General features: G+C 67.8%; 15 protein-coding genes. 7 read left to right on the top strand and 8 right to left on the bottom strand.

The window, feature by feature from the left end; all coding sequences use genetic code 11:
• Window positions 1–163 precede the first annotated feature (163 nt).
• From CAL18_RS11095 to CAL18_RS11085, 3 genes are read left to right on the top strand one after another with little or no spacing between them, the layout of a single operon-like run.
• Window positions 164–439 carry a hypothetical protein gene (locus CAL18_RS11095; RefSeq protein WP_331280275.1) on the top strand — a complete coding sequence of 92 codons (276 nt, stop codon included), beginning with the start codon at window positions 164–166 and terminating at the stop codon, window positions 437–439.
• A 60-nt stretch (window positions 440–499) separates the two neighbouring features.
• Window positions 500–1096, top strand: coding sequence for an NUDIX domain-containing protein (locus tag CAL18_RS11090; RefSeq protein WP_094817860.1), 597 nt, complete (start codon window positions 500–502; stop codon window positions 1094–1096).
• Entirely contained in the window at window positions 1077–1310 is a 234-nt protein-coding gene (locus CAL18_RS11085; RefSeq protein WP_026638790.1) for a DUF3820 family protein, read from the top strand. The genes CAL18_RS11090 and CAL18_RS11085 overlap by 20 nt, the downstream gene beginning before the upstream one ends.
• Before the next feature lie 39 nt (window positions 1311–1349).
• Here the strand turns inward: CAL18_RS11085 and CAL18_RS11080 are convergent, their stop codons facing one another.
• Both CAL18_RS11080 and CAL18_RS11075 read right to left on the bottom strand, forming a co-directional pair.
• Window positions 1350–2450, bottom strand: a complete 1101-nt coding sequence (locus tag CAL18_RS11080) for a hypothetical protein (RefSeq protein WP_094817893.1) — start codon at window positions 2448–2450, stop codon at window positions 1350–1352.
• 47 nt (window positions 2451–2497) lie between these two features.
• Complete coding sequence (locus tag CAL18_RS11075) at window positions 2498–3226, bottom strand: helix-turn-helix domain-containing protein (RefSeq protein ID WP_026638788.1); 729 nt, start codon at window positions 3224–3226, stop codon at window positions 2498–2500.
• Window positions 3227–3555: 329 nt separating this feature from the next.
• Here CAL18_RS11075 and clpB point away from each other — a divergent pair, with 329 nt between their 5' ends.
• Window positions 3556–6150, top strand: coding sequence for an ATP-dependent chaperone ClpB (clpB, locus tag CAL18_RS11070; protein ID WP_094817859.1), 2595 nt, complete (start codon window positions 3556–3558; stop codon window positions 6148–6150).
• Here the strand turns inward: clpB and CAL18_RS11065 are convergent.
• Entirely contained in the window at window positions 6131–7117 is a 987-nt protein-coding gene (locus CAL18_RS11065) for a LysR family transcriptional regulator (RefSeq protein WP_026638786.1), read from the bottom strand. The two genes, clpB and CAL18_RS11065, sit on opposite strands and share 20 nt — an antisense overlap.
• Before the next feature lie 118 nt (window positions 7118–7235).
• Here CAL18_RS11065 and CAL18_RS11060 point away from each other — a divergent pair, with 118 nt between their 5' ends.
• Complete coding sequence (locus tag CAL18_RS11060) at window positions 7236–8714, top strand: N-acyl-D-amino-acid deacylase family protein (RefSeq protein WP_038852070.1); 1479 nt, start codon at window positions 7236–7238, stop codon at window positions 8712–8714.
• 2 nt (window positions 8715–8716) lie between these two features.
• Entirely contained in the window at window positions 8717–9679 is a 963-nt protein-coding gene (locus tag CAL18_RS11055; protein ID WP_038852069.1) for a tripartite tricarboxylate transporter substrate binding protein BugE, read from the top strand.
• Between the two features lie 28 nt (window positions 9680–9707).
• Here CAL18_RS11055 and CAL18_RS11050 read toward each other — a convergent pair whose 3' ends face one another.
• From CAL18_RS11050 to CAL18_RS11030, 5 genes are all read right to left on the bottom strand, one after another.
• The gene (locus tag CAL18_RS11050; RefSeq protein ID WP_094817858.1) at window positions 9708–11084 is read right to left on the bottom strand and encodes a sulfite reductase subunit alpha; all 1377 of its coding nucleotides are present in this window, start codon (window positions 11082–11084) and stop codon (window positions 9708–9710) included.
• A complete protein-coding gene (locus CAL18_RS11045; protein WP_094817892.1) occupies window positions 11081–12046 on the bottom strand; it encodes an FAD:protein FMN transferase in 966 nt (321 codons plus the stop codon). The genes CAL18_RS11050 and CAL18_RS11045 overlap by 4 nt, the downstream gene beginning before the upstream one ends.
• A gap of 89 nt (window positions 12047–12135) precedes the next feature.
• Complete coding sequence (locus tag CAL18_RS11040) at window positions 12136–12936, bottom strand: DUF4198 domain-containing protein (RefSeq protein WP_026638782.1); 801 nt, start codon at window positions 12934–12936, stop codon at window positions 12136–12138.
• Between the two features lie 24 nt (window positions 12937–12960).
• Entirely contained in the window at window positions 12961–13476 is a 516-nt protein-coding gene (locus CAL18_RS11035) for a DUF2271 domain-containing protein (protein ID WP_026638781.1), read from the bottom strand.
• A gap of 30 nt (window positions 13477–13506) precedes the next feature.
• Window positions 13507–14133 (bottom strand): PepSY-associated TM helix domain-containing protein, encoded by a 627-nt coding sequence (locus CAL18_RS11030; protein WP_094817857.1) that lies wholly within the window; start codon window positions 14131–14133, stop codon window positions 13507–13509.
• A gap of 59 nt (window positions 14134–14192) precedes the next feature.
• Here CAL18_RS11030 and crcB point away from each other — a divergent pair, with 59 nt between their 5' ends.
• On the top strand, window positions 14193–14579 hold the full coding sequence (gene crcB / locus CAL18_RS11025; protein WP_094817856.1) for a fluoride efflux transporter CrcB: 387 nt from the start codon (window positions 14193–14195) through the stop codon (window positions 14577–14579).

Here is a 14579-nt window from a genome sequence, read left to right as displayed (position 1 = left end):
CGAGGTCGGTTAGGCTTTGTTGCGGTTTGGAACCCGCGCGGCGCGCCGCGCGGTCGCGCCGACGTTACGATAACCCTTTGCGGCGCCGGCCTGGCGCCCACGGATCATTTTGTTCAAAGGACGCATGCAAATGAAAAAGACCCTGATCGGCGGCATTGCGGCAATGGCCTGCCTGTTCGGCGCCGCAGGCAGCGGCTGGGCGCAGCAGCCCCAGCAGCTCAGCTTTCCCTCGCAAGACGGCAAATCGCCGCCGTCCACCCTGCGCATCACCGAACAGCCCGGCGCCCCGGCGGCGCCCGCCGTGCGCGACACGCCCGAAAGCGTGGCCGAATACCAGCGCTGCCGCGCGCAGGTGGACCGCGAAGCCATAGGCAACGCCCAGCTGCAGGGCGGCGTGGCGGCCTGCCTGAAAGAACTCGAGCAACGGCGCGGCAGGTAGGCCGGGGGCAGGCTGGTGGTAAGCTGCCTGGCTGTCGAATGAATCAGCCAGCCGCTCACCATGAACGCTCCCGATGCCCACCTGACCGAAACCCTGATCGACAGCCAGTCGCTGTGCGACGGCAGTTTCCTGAAAGCGCGCCGCGATACGGTGCGGCTGCCGGACGGGCGCCAGGCCACGCGCGAATACATCGTGCATCCGGGGGCGGTGGTCATCATCCCCCTGCTCGACGACGGGCGCGTGCTGCTCGAACGGCAGTTCCGCTATCCCGTGGGGCGGGTGATGACCGAGTTTCCGGCGGGCAAACTCGATCCGGGCGAAGAGCCGCTGGCGTGTGCTCGCCGCGAACTGCTCGAAGAAACCGGGTACGCGGCGCGCGAATGGGCGTATGCGGGCGCCATGCATCTGGCCATCGCCTATTCCACCGAAATCATCCATATTTTCTTTGCCCGGGGGCTGGTGGCGGGCGCCGCGCGCCTGGACCATGACGAGTTTCTCGAAGTGTGCAGCGCCGCGCCCCATGAACTGTACGCCGCCTGCCGCGACGGCGCGGTCACCGACGCCAAGACGATGACCTGCGCGCTGTGGCTGCAGAATGTGCTGGCAGGCCAATGGCCGCTCGATTGGCGCAACGTCGATGAACCCGCAAGACCTTGAGCGGCTCGTTACCCGCGAAATGCCCTACGGCAAGTACCAGGGACGGCTGATTGCGGATCTGCCCGGCCCGTACCTGGCATGGTTTGCCCGCAAGGGCTTTCCGCCCGGAGAAATCGGCCGCCTGCTGGCCCTGATGCACGAACTCGACCACAACGGTTTGTCGGGCCTGTTGCAGCCATTGCGCGGCGCGGCCGGGCCCCGCGGCAAGCGCTAGCCCGGCCTGCCGGACAGGCTGTGCGGGCCCGGGGCCGGGTCAGGGATCGACAGGCCGGCACGTTGCGGCCTGCTGGCCGACGCGAGCGGCGTCGCCCAGCAACGCGCGCGTGCCGCACAGCGACCCGAACATCGCACCCGCGTCGTGCCCCACGCCCGCGACCTGCTGGTGCTCGTGGCGCAGCACCTGTTGCCTGGCGCCGCGGCTGGCCAGCAGGCGGTCGTAGCGCAAATAGCCCTGGCCGCGCGACAGGCGGGTGGACCCCTGCGCCTCGGCGCCGCAGCGTTGGTCCAGGCCGTGGGCTTCCGGATTGGTATCGGCGCTGCCCAACAGGTATACGACGTCGCGCCGCGCATAGCGCACAAACAGGCTGGCGGGGTCGGCGCCCGCCGCATACGGGGGCAGGTTCTGCGGGCCGTATGGGTACTGGTTGTACGTCGGGCAGATACCCCGCTCGTAGGGTTCGAAGCCGGCGCCGCGGCGGCGCGGCCGTTCGTTGCCCAGATACAGGTATGACGGCGCGTTGGCGATGACGTAGCGTATCGCCAGCCCCGCCTGCCGCAGCGGGCCGTCGGCGTTGTTGAGGATGGCGTAGCGCTGCAGCAGCTGCGCGCCGCCGGAGTGTCCGGCCAGCACCACCTGCGCCAGCATGGGCAGACGCTGGCGGTCGGCAAGCCAGCCCAGCAGGTCGTCGAGCACCTGGAAGGCGCCGACCGGGCCGGGGCGGCCCGACGCGCGCACGCTCAGCCCGCCGTTCTGCCAGGCGGCCTTGCGCCACGCCGGGCGGCCGGCGTGGCCCGTGTCGACGACGCCGGGGAACTCCAGCGCCAGGACCAGTGTATCGGCGCGGCGCTCGGCATCGCGCTGCAAAAGGGTGTCGATGTGCTGGTAATGGCGGTCTGCATCGCCACGGTCGTCGGGCAGCATCACCACCACGCGGCGCACATCGTCGAGCGGGCCCGCCAGCTTGCGGTTCGCATATACCGGCATGCGGTATGTCTGCTTGCCGGCGCCCAGCCGCATATCCTGCGGGGCGGGTGCGGGACGCGGCGCCGCGGGCAGGGGTTCGTCGTAGTTGTACGGAGGCGGCAGGGGCGTCTGCGCATCGGCCTGCGCCATCAGCGCGAGGGATATCGCCATGGCCGAGACGGCACGAAGAATGCGCGTGCGCATGTCTGCGCGAGGGGTCAGCAGGCGTCCTGGCCCAGCATCTGCTTCAGGGTGGGCACGTCGAGCAAACGAACTTCGCGTTGATTGATTTTTATCAAACCTTCGCGTGCGAAACGCGAAAACAGACGGCTGGCCGTTTCCAGCGTCAGACCCAGGTAATTGCCGATTTCTTCGCGGCTCATGCGCAGCACGAATTCGGTAGACGAATACCCCAATGCGGCATAACGCTGCGACAGATTCAGCAGGAACGCCGCCAGCCGTTGTTCGGAACGCATGCCGCCCAGCGATGCCAGCATCTGGTACGACCGGCCGAGTTCGCGGCTCATCAGCCGGCGCATCTGGTGTTGCAGCGACGGCAGGTGGCTGGCGACGTGGTCGATTTGCGACAGACGTATGACGCAGACCTCGGAGTCTTCCATGGCCAGCGCCGTCGACACGTGTCGGCCCTCGAGCATGCCGTCCAGGCCCACGACCTCGCCGGGCAGGTGAAACCCGGTGATCTGCACGTGGCCCGCGGCATCTTCTATCTGGGTTTTCATGCTGCCGTAGCGTACGCTGTAGACAGCATCCAGCGGGTCCTGCAGGGTATAGAGCGCCTTGCCTTTCTCGATGCGGGCCCGTTCTTGCACGAGCTCGTCCAGCTGTTCGACATCGCCGGCGGCCATGCCCACCGGAATGCAGACATGCCCGAGCATGCAGGTGGAGCAGTTCACGGAATCTGGCGGCAGGGGGACACGTTTTTGCATGATTTACCTTGATGTCGATCAAGCCTATACGCGAACCGGCGCCTGACGACAATTAATGATGAACCCCTATTGTATTGCTTGCTGGATGTATGGTGGTTTTTGTGTTTGTTTCAGAACTGGCGGGTTTGTGGTAGGCAATGGGGGGCCCGGCGACAGATGCCGCGGAGCCGCGCGCGATGCGCACGGCGGCAGCCGTTCTGTTGCGCTCCGGCAACGGTGGACCAGGGCCCGTCTATGTCTTGAAATTGCCCGGCGCGCCCGCACATGTATGTCATTGAGCCCGCCGCGAATCCTGTCGGTCAGGCTCCCCATTCAAGCCTAAGACACCTATGCGATTCGACAAACTCACCACCAAGTTCCAGCAAGCGCTGGCCGATGCCCAGAGCCTGGCCGGCCGCAATGACCATCCCTATATCGAACCGGTGCACGTGCTGGCCGCCCTGCTGGGCGACCCGGACAGCGGGGCCGCCAGCCTGCTGGCGCGCGCCGGCGTGGCCGTCAACCGCGTCAACGCGGCGCTCGATTCGGCGCTGAATGCGCTGCCGCAGGTGCAGGGCAACGACACTGTGCAGGTCGGGCGCGAACTGCAGGCGGTGCTCACCCGCACCGACAAAGAAGCGGCGCGCCGGGGCGACACCTACATCGCCAGCGAGCTGTTCCTGCTGGCGCTGGCCGACGACAAGGGCCAGGCCGGCACCATCCTGCGCGACGCGGGGCTGCAGAAAAAGGCGCTGGAAGCCGCCATCGACGCGGTGCGCGGCGGCGAGAATGTGTCCGGCGCCGACGGCGAATCGCACCGCGAGGCGCTGGCCAAGTACACGCTCGATCTCACCGAGCGTGCGCGCGAGGGCAAGCTCGACCCGGTGATCGGCCGCGACGACGAGATCCGCCGCACCATCCAGATACTGCAGCGCCGCACCAAGAACAACCCGGTGCTTATCGGCGAGCCGGGCGTGGGCAAGACGGCCATCGCCGAAGGGCTGGCCCAGCGCATCGTCAATGGCGAAGTCCCCGAGACGCTGCGCGGCAAGCGCGTGCTGTCGCTGGACCTGGCCGCGCTGCTGGCCGGCGCCAAGTTCCGCGGCGAATTCGAAGAACGCCTGAAAGCCGTGCTCAAGGAACTGGCGCAGGACGACGGACAGAACATCGTGTTCATCGATGAACTGCACACCATGGTGGGCGCCGGCAAGGCCGAAGGCGCCATGGACGCCGGCAACATGCTCAAGCCTGCGCTTGCGCGCGGCGAACTGCATTGCATCGGCGCGACCACGCTGGACGAATATCGCAAGTACATCGAAAAAGACGCGGCGCTCGAACGGCGCTTCCAGAAGGTGCTGGTCAACGAACCCGACGTGGAATCGACCATCGCGATCCTGCGCGGCCTGCAGGAGCGCTACGAAATCCACCACGGCGTCGAGATCACCGACCCGGCCATCGTGGCTGCGGCCGAGCTCTCGCACCGGTATATCACCGACCGCTTCCTGCCCGACAAGGCCATCGACCTGATCGACGAGGCGGCCGCGCGCATCCGCATGGAAATCGATTCCAAGCCCGAAGTCATGGACCGGCTCGATCGCCGCATCATCCAGCTCAAGATCGAGCGCGAGGCCGTGCGCAAAGAATCCGACGAAGGGTCCAAGCGCCGCCTGGCCGCCATTGAAGAAGAGCTCGAGAACCTGCAGCGCGAGTACAACGACTACGAAGAAATCTGGAAGGCCGAAAAGGCGGCCGTGCAAGGCACCCAGGCCATCAAGGAAGAAATCGACCGCGTGCGCGCCGAAATGGCCGAGCTGCAGCGCAAGGGGCAATTCGACAAGCTGGCCGAGCTTCAGTATGGCAAGCTGCCGGGCCTGGAAGCGCGCCTGCAGGCGGCCGACCGCGCCGAAAAGCAGGGCGACCAGCAAGACGGCAAGCCCCGGCTGCTGCGCACCCAGGTCGGCGCCGAAGAAATCGCCGAAGTGGTGTCGCGCGCTACCGGTATTCCGGTAGCCAAGATGATGCAGGGCGAACGCGAGAAGCTGCTGCAAATGGAAGACCACCTGCACAAGCGCGTGGTCGGCCAGGACGAGGCCGTGCGGCTGGTGTCCGATGCCATCCGCCGCTCGCGCGCCGGGCTGGCCGACCCGTCGCGGCCTTATGGGTCGTTCCTGTTCCTGGGGCCCACGGGCGTGGGCAAGACCGAACTCACGCGGGCGCTGGCCGACTTCCTGTTCGATTCCGACGAGCACATGATACGCATCGACATGAGCGAGTTCATGGAAAAGCACTCGGTGGCCCGCCTGATCGGCGCGCCGCCCGGATACGTGGGCTACGAAGAAGGCGGCTACCTGACCGAAGCCGTGCGCCGCAAGCCGTACAGCGTGGTGCTGCTCGACGAAGTCGAGAAAGCCCACCCCGACGTCTTCAACGTGCTGCTGCAGGTGCTGGACGACGGCCGGCTTACCGATGGCCAGGGCCGCACGGTCGACTTCCGCAACACCGTCATCGTGATGACGTCCAACCTGGGTTCGCAGCATATCCAGAGCATGGCCGGGCAGCCCTACGATGTGATCAAGGCAGTGGTGTGGGACGAACTCAAACAGTCGTTCCGCCCCGAGTTCCTGAACCGCATCGATGAGATCGTGGTGTTCCACGGGCTCGAGGCCCAGCACATCGAGTCGATTGCCCGCATCCAGCTCAAGCGGCTGGCCGACCGGCTCGAGCAGCAGGACATGCGCCTGGAGGTTTCGGACGCCGCGCTGGCCGAGCTGGCGCGAGCCGGCTTCGACCCGGTGTTTGGCGCACGGCCGCTCAAGCGCGCCATCCAGCAGCAGATCGAGAACCCGGTCGCCAGGCTGATCCTGGAAGGCGAGTTCGGCCCGCGCGACGTGGTGCCCGTCGATTGGCGCGACGGCCAGTTCGTGTTCACGCGCACGCTTCAGTAGGGCCAGGCTGCGCGCGCGGCGCCCGCAATGCACGGCAGCCGCGCGGCAGCTCCATGCGCGCCACATGCTCGCGCAATACCTGCATCAACTCCAGCGCCGCCGGCGCCAGCGCGTGGTCGCGGCGCCGGATCAGGCACAGGGTGCGCACCAGCGTGGGGCGGCTCAGCAGCGAAAACCTCAACCCGGGCTCTTGCACGCGCTGCGCGGCCAACGCGGGCAACAGCGCCACGCCCATGCCGGCTTTTACCAAGGCGGCCTGCGATGTGGTGCTGGATGCTTCATAGAATGGCGCGGCGGCGGCAATGGGCAGGTCGGCGCGGCCCCGCAGCAGGGCCATGATGCCCGTCTCGTCTACTACCCCCACCAGCTTGTGTCCCGCCAGCGACGCCCATCGCACGTAGCCGGCGCGGTCCGGCCGCACCGCGTCGTCATCGGCGTGGTACAGCACGCCAAAGCGGTCTTCGAGCAACGGCTCGAAGTGCAGGCTGGGCGCGTCGGCCCAGTGGCTGGTCAGGCCGAAGTCCACGTCCTGCGCCGCGACCAGCCGCTGGATGCGCCCCGAGTTGTCGTCGCGCAGGTACAGGCGTATGCCAGGCCTGCGCTGCACGTATCCCGCAGCCGCCGGCGCGATGATCTCGGTGATCGCCGATGGCGCCGCGGCCACTGCCACGCGGCCGCGTTCAAGCGTGCCATAGCGCACCACGTCTTCAATCGCGCCATCGAAGTCGGCCAGCAATCGCATGACGCGCGGCAGGAATTCCTGCCCTATCTGGGTCAGCGCCACCTTGCGGCTGGTGCGGGCGAACAGCTGCGTTCCCAATGCGTCTTCAAGCTGGCGCACCAGCCCCGTAATGGACGACTGGGTCTGGAACATGCGCCGCGCCGCCAGCGTAAAACTGGCTTCCTGCGCAACGGCGACAAAAGCGTTCAAGTGCTTGAGGGTGACGTGCTTGGGCAGCCGATTCATCATGATTCAGAATAGATACATAAACTAAAACGATTTTTCCAGATTAATTCCGGGAGCGATACTCGGCGTTTTCCCACGATATGCGCACTGCGGCAGCAGTCAGCGCCCCGGCACACCGATGCAAGATACAGAAGTACTGGATGTCAAGATCACCGGCGGATGGCTGATAGACGGCGGGGGCGCGCCGCGCCGCCGCGCCGACCTGGGCATTGTCGGCGACCGCATTGCGGCGATGGGCGATCTGTCGGGCCGCGCCGCGCATCGCGAAATCGACGCCGGCGGCCGGATCGTGGCGCCCGGCTTTATTGATGTGCATGGCCACGATGACTTGATGTTCGTCGAGCGGCCCGATCTGCCCTGGAAGGTGACGCAGGGCATCACGACCGTGGTGGTGGGCAACTGCGGGGTCAGCGGGGCGCCCGCGCCCTTGCCCGGCAATACCGCCGCCGCGCTGGCGCTGCTGGGCCAGACGCCGCTGTTTGCCGACATGGCGGCCTACTTCGATACGCTGCGCACGCAACAGCCCCTGATCAACGTAGCCGCGCTGGTGGGGCATGCCAACCTGCGGCTGGCCGCCATGGCCCAGCCGGCGGGCACGCCAACCGCCGCCGAGCAGGCGGCCATGGAAGCCATGCTCGAACAGTCGCTGCAGGCGGGCGCGGTGGGGTTCAGCACCGGCCTGGCCTACGATCCCGGCGCGGCAGCCCGGCCCGCCGAACTCGAGGGCCTGGCCCGGGTGGCGGCCCGGCTGGGCGCCTTGCACACCAGCCATATCCGCAATGAAGGCGATGCGGTCGAAGAGGCCGTGCAAGAGGTGCTGCAGGTGGCGCGCGCCACCGGTTGCGCCACGGTGCTCTCACACCACAAGTGCATGCTGCCGCGCAACTGGGGCCGCAGCGCAGCCACGCTGGCCAACATCGACCTCGCCCGTGAACAGGGAGTGGAGGTGGCGCTGGACATCTACCCATATCCGGGCAGTTCCACCATCCTGATTCCCGAGCGCGCCGATGCGATCGACGACATCCGCATCACGTGGTCGACGCCTCATCCCGAATGCAGCGGGCAATACCTGCGGGATATCGCCGCAAACTGGAATTGCAGCCCTACCGAGGCCGCCCGGCGCCTGTCGCCCGCCGGCGCAATCTACTTCGCCATGGACGAAGCCGAGGTCCGGCGCATCTTCCGCCATGAATGCTGCATGGTGGGCTCGGACGGCCTGCCCAACGACAGCCACCCTCATCCCCGTTTGTGGGGCACGTTTCCCCGGATACTGGGGCGCTACGTGCGCGAGGCCAACATCATGACGCTGGAACAGGCGGTGGCCAAGATGACGGCGCTGCCCGCGCGCGTGTTCGGCCTGCAGGACCGGGGCGTGCTGCGCGTGGGCGCATGGGCCGACGTGGTGGTGTTCGATGCCGACACGGTGATCGACAACGCCACCTGGGACACGCCGGAGCGGCCATCGGCAGGCATCGAGGCCGTACTGGTCAACGGAATCCAGATTTATCCCACCCCGCGCGAGAAGCGTCGTCCGGGCCGCATCCTGCGGCGCGGCGCACAGGCGCCCCAAGCGCAAGACACTGCACCCAAGGAGTAACCATGAACATCCGCAAGACGCTGCTCTTGCTGGCCATGCTGGCGACGCTGCCTGCGGCCCGCGCCGAGTTTCCAGACCGGCCCATTACCCTCATCATCCCGTTCTCGGCGGGCGGCCCCACCGACGTAGTGGGCCGGGTGGCCGCGGCCAAGGCCGGTGAAATCCTGGGCCAGCAGATCGTGGTCGAGAACCGTACCGGCGCATCCGGCACCATCGGCATGACCGCCACCGCGCGCGCCAAGCCCGACGGCTACACCATCGGGCTGGCTACCGTCAGCACGCATGGCACCGCGCCGCACCTGTTTCCCAAGCTGCCGTACGACCCGATCAAGGATTTCACTCCGGTCAGCAACCTGGTCACCAGCCCCAACATCCTCAGTGTGCATCCGTCATATCCGGCGCGCACGCTGGCCGAGTTCGTGGAATACGTGCGCGCCCGGCCGGGCGTGGAAGGCTACGCCAATGCCGGGGCAGGAGGCGTCAATGATCTGGGCATGACGTGGTTCCTGCAGATCACGGGCGCCAAGATGAACAGCATCGCCTATCGTGGTTCGGCGCCCGCATTGACCGATGCGGTGGGCGGCATCGTGCCGGTGATTTTCGATAACTTCCCTTCATCGCAGTCGTACGTCAAAAGCGGCCACCTGCGCGCGCTGGCCATCACCGGCACGCAACGCAATCCGCAGCTGCCCGACGTGCCGACCTTCGCCGAGCAGGGCTATACCAACTACGACGTGACGGCGTGGTATGGCGTCGTGGCGCCGGCAGGGCTGCCGGCCGACATACGCGACAAGCTGGCCGACGCGTTCGCGCGCGCCGTGCGCGATCCCGCCACCGCCGCGAAGCTGGCGGATACGGGCGCTTTCCCGTTGGGCAACACGCCCGCCGAATTCGGCGAGCAGATCCAGACCGAAAAAGATCGCTGGGGCGAGGTCATCGCCAAGGCCGGCATCAAGCTGCAGTAGGCGCCCGCGCGGCGGCAGGCCCGGCGCGTCAGTACACGTCGCGCCGGTAGCGGTTGGCCCGGCGCAAGCCGGCCAGGCCTTCTTCGCCCAGTATCGCGGCCAGCGCCTCGTCCACGCCTTGCGCCATGCCCTGCAGGCTGCCGCATACGTAGATATCGGCGCCGGCCCGTACCCACGCGGCCACGTCGGCCGCGGCATCGGCAAGCGCATGCTGCACGTAGCGCCGTGTCGGCGCATCGCGCGAGAACACGGCGTCCAGGCGTTGCAGCCGGCCTTGCGCGAGCCATCGCTGGATCTCGGCGCGGTAGAACCAGTCATGCTCGGCCTGGCGCTCGCCGAACACGAGCCAGTTGCGGTCATGGCCGGCCTCGATGCGCGCCTTGAGCAGGGCGCGCAGGCCGGCAAGGCCGGTGCCGTTGCCGATCAAAAGCAATGGCCGTCCGTCGGCGGGCGGGTGGAAGTTCGCGTTCGAGCGCAGGCGCAGGTCTATCGTGTCGCCTGGCTGCGCCAGTTCGGTCAGCCAGCCGCTGCCTGGGCCCAATCGGCCCTGTGCGTCGCGCACTTGCCGCACCAGCAGGTGGAGCGCGCCGTCCGCTGGCACCGATGCAACGGAATAAGCGCGGTATGGCAGCAATGCGCCGCCGCGGCCATCGCGCGGCGCGATTTCGGCGATGTCGCCCGCCGTCCAGGCCGATGGCTCGCCCAGTGGCTCGAGTTCCAGATGGAAGCAGGGCCCGCCCTGGCTACCCGGGTTCAGCAGGCTGCGCCGTGCCAGGCGCCAGGGTTGATAAGCTGGCGCTTCCCAATCGGGCAGGCCGGCGCACCCGGTCAGTTGGCCAAGGTGGCGCTGCCAGTGGCGCAGGGCTGCCGGGTCGGCCTTGTCGGCCTCGACGCGGTCGAACAGCGGCCTTGCGCCGTGCTCGCGCAGCCAGGCGTCAACCTGCCGGCCAAATCCACAGAAATGGCGATAGCTGCTGTCGCCCAGCGCCAGCACGGCATAACGCAAGTGAGCCAGCGCCAGCGTGCCCGCCTGTTGCGCGGCCATCACCTTCTCGACGAACAAGGCGGCGTTATCGGGCGGGTCGCCCTCGCCATAGGTGCTGGCCACCACCAGCAGCCGCCTGTAGCGGCTCATTGACGCGGGATCCAGCTGGCCCAGCGCCGCGACGCGGGCGGGCAGCCCGCCGCGCCGCAAGGTTTCGGCCGTCTGCGCGGCCAGCGCTTCGGCTTGTCCTGTCTGGCTGGCGTGCGCCACCAGCACCGCGGTCTCGTCGGCCGGCGCACGCAGGTCGCGCCCGGCCTGGGCCAGCCGCGCCGCCCGCCGGCGTGACTGGCGCCACGCCCACAGGCACAGCAGCAACCATAAGCCGATGGCGCAGCAGGCGCCGAGCAGGCGCGGCGTCATGGCGCTGTCCGGCCGGCCAGCGAAGAGAACGCGTCACTGGCCTGCAGCCGCAATTGGTCGCCGTCGCGCAGCACGAACAGCGCCGCGACCTGATGGCGGCGCGCATAGGCCAGGCCGTCGCGCGCGCCCAGTACGCTTAGCGCCGTGGCCAGCGCGTCGGCCTGCATGCAACTGCCGTGCACGACAGTAACCGATGCCACGCCGCCGTCCAGCGGGCGTCCGGTGCGCGGGTCGATGGTGTGGGCGTATCGGAGGCCGGCGGCCTTGCGATAGCGGCGGTAGTCGCCCGACGTGGCGATGCTGCGGTTGAACAAGGGCAGGGTAAGCACGTGGTCTTCGCTGCCATCCGGCACCTCGACCGCTATCCGCCAGGGCAGGCCATCGGGCCTGCTGCCGCGGGCGCGCAGTTCTCCGCCCACTTCGATCAAATAGTGGGAAATGCCCAGGCCGTCGAGCGCGGCGGCCGCGTGATCGACGCCGTAACCCTTGGCGATGCCGCACAGGTCCAGGCAGGCGCCGCCGGGCTGCCACGCGCGGCCGCCGCGCTCGTCCAGCGTGATGCGTTGCCAGCCCACACGCTGCATCAACGTGCGCAACATGTCGGCCGAGGGCGGCTCGCTGGCGTACGGCGGTGGGCCGAAGCCCCAGGCATTGACCAGCGGGCCTATGGTGGGGTCATAGGCGCCATCGGTGCGGCACGCCAGTTCCAGTGCGTGCCGCAGCACATACAGGCATTGCGCGGGCAGGGGCTGCCAGCCTGCCGCGGCGCGGTTGAAGCGTGACAGGTCGGAGCCATCGTCCCAGGTGCTCATCTGCCTGACGACGGTATCCAGCGCGTTCTGGATGGCCGCTTTCGCCATGGCCGGCGTGATTCCCGGCGGCACGGCAAGACGGGCCGACCAGGTGGTGCCCATGGTGGCGCCCGCCAGGGCGGCGGGCGAGGCGAGGCCGAACGCTGGCATGGCGCCGTAGCCGGCAGGCGCCGCGGCGGGCGCATGGGGCAACGACGCCGGGCCGGCGCCGGCTGGCGCGTAGGACGGCACGGCGGCGATCAGGGCTGCAGAACTTCCAGCGTGGCGGCGTACGACAGGCGACGCTTGGTGGCCTGGGGCACTGTGGTCTGCTCGTCCTGTGCGCGGGCTTCCACCCAGTACAGGCCGGGTTGCGGCCATTGCACCTTGAACGTGCCGTCCTGGGCGGTCTGCACGTCGATCTCGTCGACCTTGTCGCGATAGCGGCTGCCGCCCGGCACAATGGTGACTTCCAGGCCGGCGGCGGGCTTGCCGTCGATCAGCATCCTGAACGTGGCCGTCTCGCCGCTGTACAGGTCGTTCGGGTGCGTCACAGGCGCCAGCTCCAGGCCCTTGCCCACTTGCTGCAATTCGGTGGGCTTGCCGGCGGTGGCAAAGGTCTCGATGCGCCCGACGTTCTGCGACACCTCTAGATCCTGCGCCTGTGCGGGCACCGCGCCCGCCAGGCCTTCGGGTTTGCCGAAATAGCGCTTGGGCTGGCCGTCCTGCGTCCAGCGCGCCAACACGCCGTCATTGACCACGGCGATGCGATACGTGCCCGGCTGATTCAGCTGCAGGTCGAACGTGCTGCGCAGCTTGCCGCGGGCCAGGTTCTGGGCCTGGGCCGGCTTGCCGTCGGGCGCGGCGATCTGCAGGTTGTCCAGCCGCAGGGGCGCGTGGTTGAAATAGAACTTGTCATTGCTTACCGCCGCGTCCACCGTGATCCAGCTGTCCGTGCCGGACAGCACGGTGGAAGACGGCAGCATCCACAGGTCGTGGGCAAGGGCGGCAGCAGGCAGGGCCAGCGCCAGGGCGGCAGCAATTCGGATACGGGTTTTCATCGGAGTCCAGTCCAAAAGTAGGGATCAGGGTTTCAGGCTGACGACAATGGCGCCAAGTTCGTGTTCGCCGCTGGCCGACATGCTTGCCGCCTGGCTGGGCGGCCAGTCGAACGGCACGCGCACCAGTTCGCGCCCGCCGACTTCGCGGGCGGCCTCGACCACTACCGCGTAGCGGCCCGGCGCCAGATCCGCCAGGGGCTTGGCGGCGCCGGAGAAGGCCAGGTCATGGCGGCCGGCCGGCCGCGTGGCGCCGCTGACGCCATCCACCGGGAATTGCTGGTTGCGGCCGCTGCGACGCCACCACTGCCGCATGTCCTTGAGCCATTCGGTGCCTTCGTTGTTTTTCATGGCGACGTCGTACCAGACGGCCAGGTCCGACACCACGCCCTGATCGGCATTCTCGAGCCAGATTGCAACGTAGGGCCGATGGTATTCGGCCACGTTCAGGCGGGGGATCTCGACATTGACGCCCAGGTCGGCGCCGTGCGCCGTCCGGGCAACCAGCCCGGCCAGCAGTGCCGACATCAGTAGCTTGCGCATGACTTCTCCAGACTTTTGCTTTTCAATGATTCAGTGGATATAGAGCAGAGCCAGCAGCAGCGGAACCAGCGCGCCCAGCCCCACCATCGGCCACGTTGCAGCCCGCTGGCCCGCATGGAGTTGCAGCAATACCAGCCCCGTCAGCGAAAACACCAGACAGGCCACGGCAAAAATGTCCAGGAACCAACTCCAGGCAGTGCCGGTATTGCGGCCCTTGTGCAGGTCATTCAGAAACGCCACCCAGCCGCGGTCGGTGCGTTCATACTCCACGGCGCCGTCGCCCAGGTCGATGGACAGCCAGGCGTCGCCACCGGCGCGCGGCATGGAAACATACAGCTCGCGGGCAGACCATTCGGCCGGGCGGCTGCCGACCTGCGCGTCCAGCTCCCGGGCCAGCCAACGGGCCGCGCCGGCGGGCACGGCCGCGGGCGATTCGGCCGCGGCCGCCTTCAGTTCGGACAGCACGGCCGGTGGCAGTTGCCCCTGCCGGGTGGTAACGTGCGGGGTCGCTTCGATCAGGCCGGCGTTATTCAGCGTCAGCCCGGTCAGGGCAAACAGCAGCATGCCCACCAGGCATAATGCGGCGCTGATCCAATGCCATTGATGCAGAGTCTTGAGCCAATAGGCTCGCCGGCGCGAAGAGGGGTGACCGTCCATGGCGTATCAGGGATGAAGGCTGCGGATTCTATCATTAAATGAGAATGAGTCTCAAAAATATGGCACAGGCATTTATTCCCTTGCATATCCTGGCGGTGGCCGCGGGCGCCGCCCTGGGCGCCCTGGCGCGCTGGATGATGGCCGTGTGGCTGAACGGGCCCGCGTGGCCCTGGGGCACCCTGGCGGTAAATGCAGTCGGCGGCTATCTTGCAGGCGTGGCGCTGGCGGTACTGGCCATGCACCCCGAATGGCCGCAATGGATCCGCCTGGCGGCGGTAACGGGCTTTCTCGGCGGGCTCACCACGTTTTCAACCTTTTCGGCAGAAGCGATCGCCATGCTCCAGCGCGGCGCGCTGGGCAGCGCACTGGGGTATGTGGCCGCCAGCCTGGCCGGCTCTCTGGCGTTGACTGCGCTGGGCGTGGCCAGCGTGCACGCGCTGCGCTGA

This window comes from Bordetella genomosp. 7 (assembly GCF_002261415.1).
GTDB lineage: Bacteria > Pseudomonadota > Gammaproteobacteria > Burkholderiales > Burkholderiaceae_B > Bordetella_A.
Note: the sequence above shows the minus strand (reverse complement) of the source record. Positions and strands in the feature narration are given on the sequence as shown.

Coding starts and splice junctions, on each gene's coding strand:
- CAL18_RS11095 (WP_331280275.1), top strand. CDS start 164: ATGGCCTGCCTGTTCGGCGCCGCAGGCAGCGGCTGGGCGCAGCAGCCC.
- CAL18_RS11090 (WP_094817860.1), top strand. CDS start 500: ATGAACGCTCCCGATGCCCACCTGACCGAAACCCTGATCGACAGCCAG.
- CAL18_RS11085 (WP_026638790.1), top strand. CDS start 1,077: ATGAACCCGCAAGACCTTGAGCGGCTCGTTACCCGCGAAATGCCCTAC.
- CAL18_RS11080 (WP_094817893.1), bottom strand. CDS start 2,450: ATGGCGATATCCCTCGCGCTGATGGCGCAGGCCGATGCGCAGACGCCC.
- CAL18_RS11075 (WP_026638788.1), bottom strand. CDS start 3,226: ATGCAAAAACGTGTCCCCCTGCCGCCAGATTCCGTGAACTGCTCCACC.
- clpB (WP_094817859.1), top strand. CDS start 3,556: ATGCGATTCGACAAACTCACCACCAAGTTCCAGCAAGCGCTGGCCGAT.
- CAL18_RS11065 (WP_026638786.1), bottom strand. CDS start 7,117: ATGAATCGGCTGCCCAAGCACGTCACCCTCAAGCACTTGAACGCTTTT.
- CAL18_RS11060 (WP_038852070.1), top strand. CDS start 7,236: ATGCAAGATACAGAAGTACTGGATGTCAAGATCACCGGCGGATGGCTG.
- CAL18_RS11055 (WP_038852069.1), top strand. CDS start 8,717: ATGAACATCCGCAAGACGCTGCTCTTGCTGGCCATGCTGGCGACGCTG.
- CAL18_RS11050 (WP_094817858.1), bottom strand. CDS start 11,084: ATGACGCCGCGCCTGCTCGGCGCCTGCTGCGCCATCGGCTTATGGTTG.
- CAL18_RS11045 (WP_094817892.1), bottom strand. CDS start 12,046: ATGCCAGCGTTCGGCCTCGCCTCGCCCGCCGCCCTGGCGGGCGCCACC.
- CAL18_RS11040 (WP_026638782.1), bottom strand. CDS start 12,936: ATGAAAACCCGTATCCGAATTGCTGCCGCCCTGGCGCTGGCCCTGCCT.
- CAL18_RS11035 (WP_026638781.1), bottom strand. CDS start 13,476: ATGCGCAAGCTACTGATGTCGGCACTGCTGGCCGGGCTGGTTGCCCGG.
- CAL18_RS11030 (WP_094817857.1), bottom strand. CDS start 14,133: ATGGACGGTCACCCCTCTTCGCGCCGGCGAGCCTATTGGCTCAAGACT.
- crcB (WP_094817856.1), top strand. CDS start 14,193: ATGGCACAGGCATTTATTCCCTTGCATATCCTGGCGGTGGCCGCGGGC.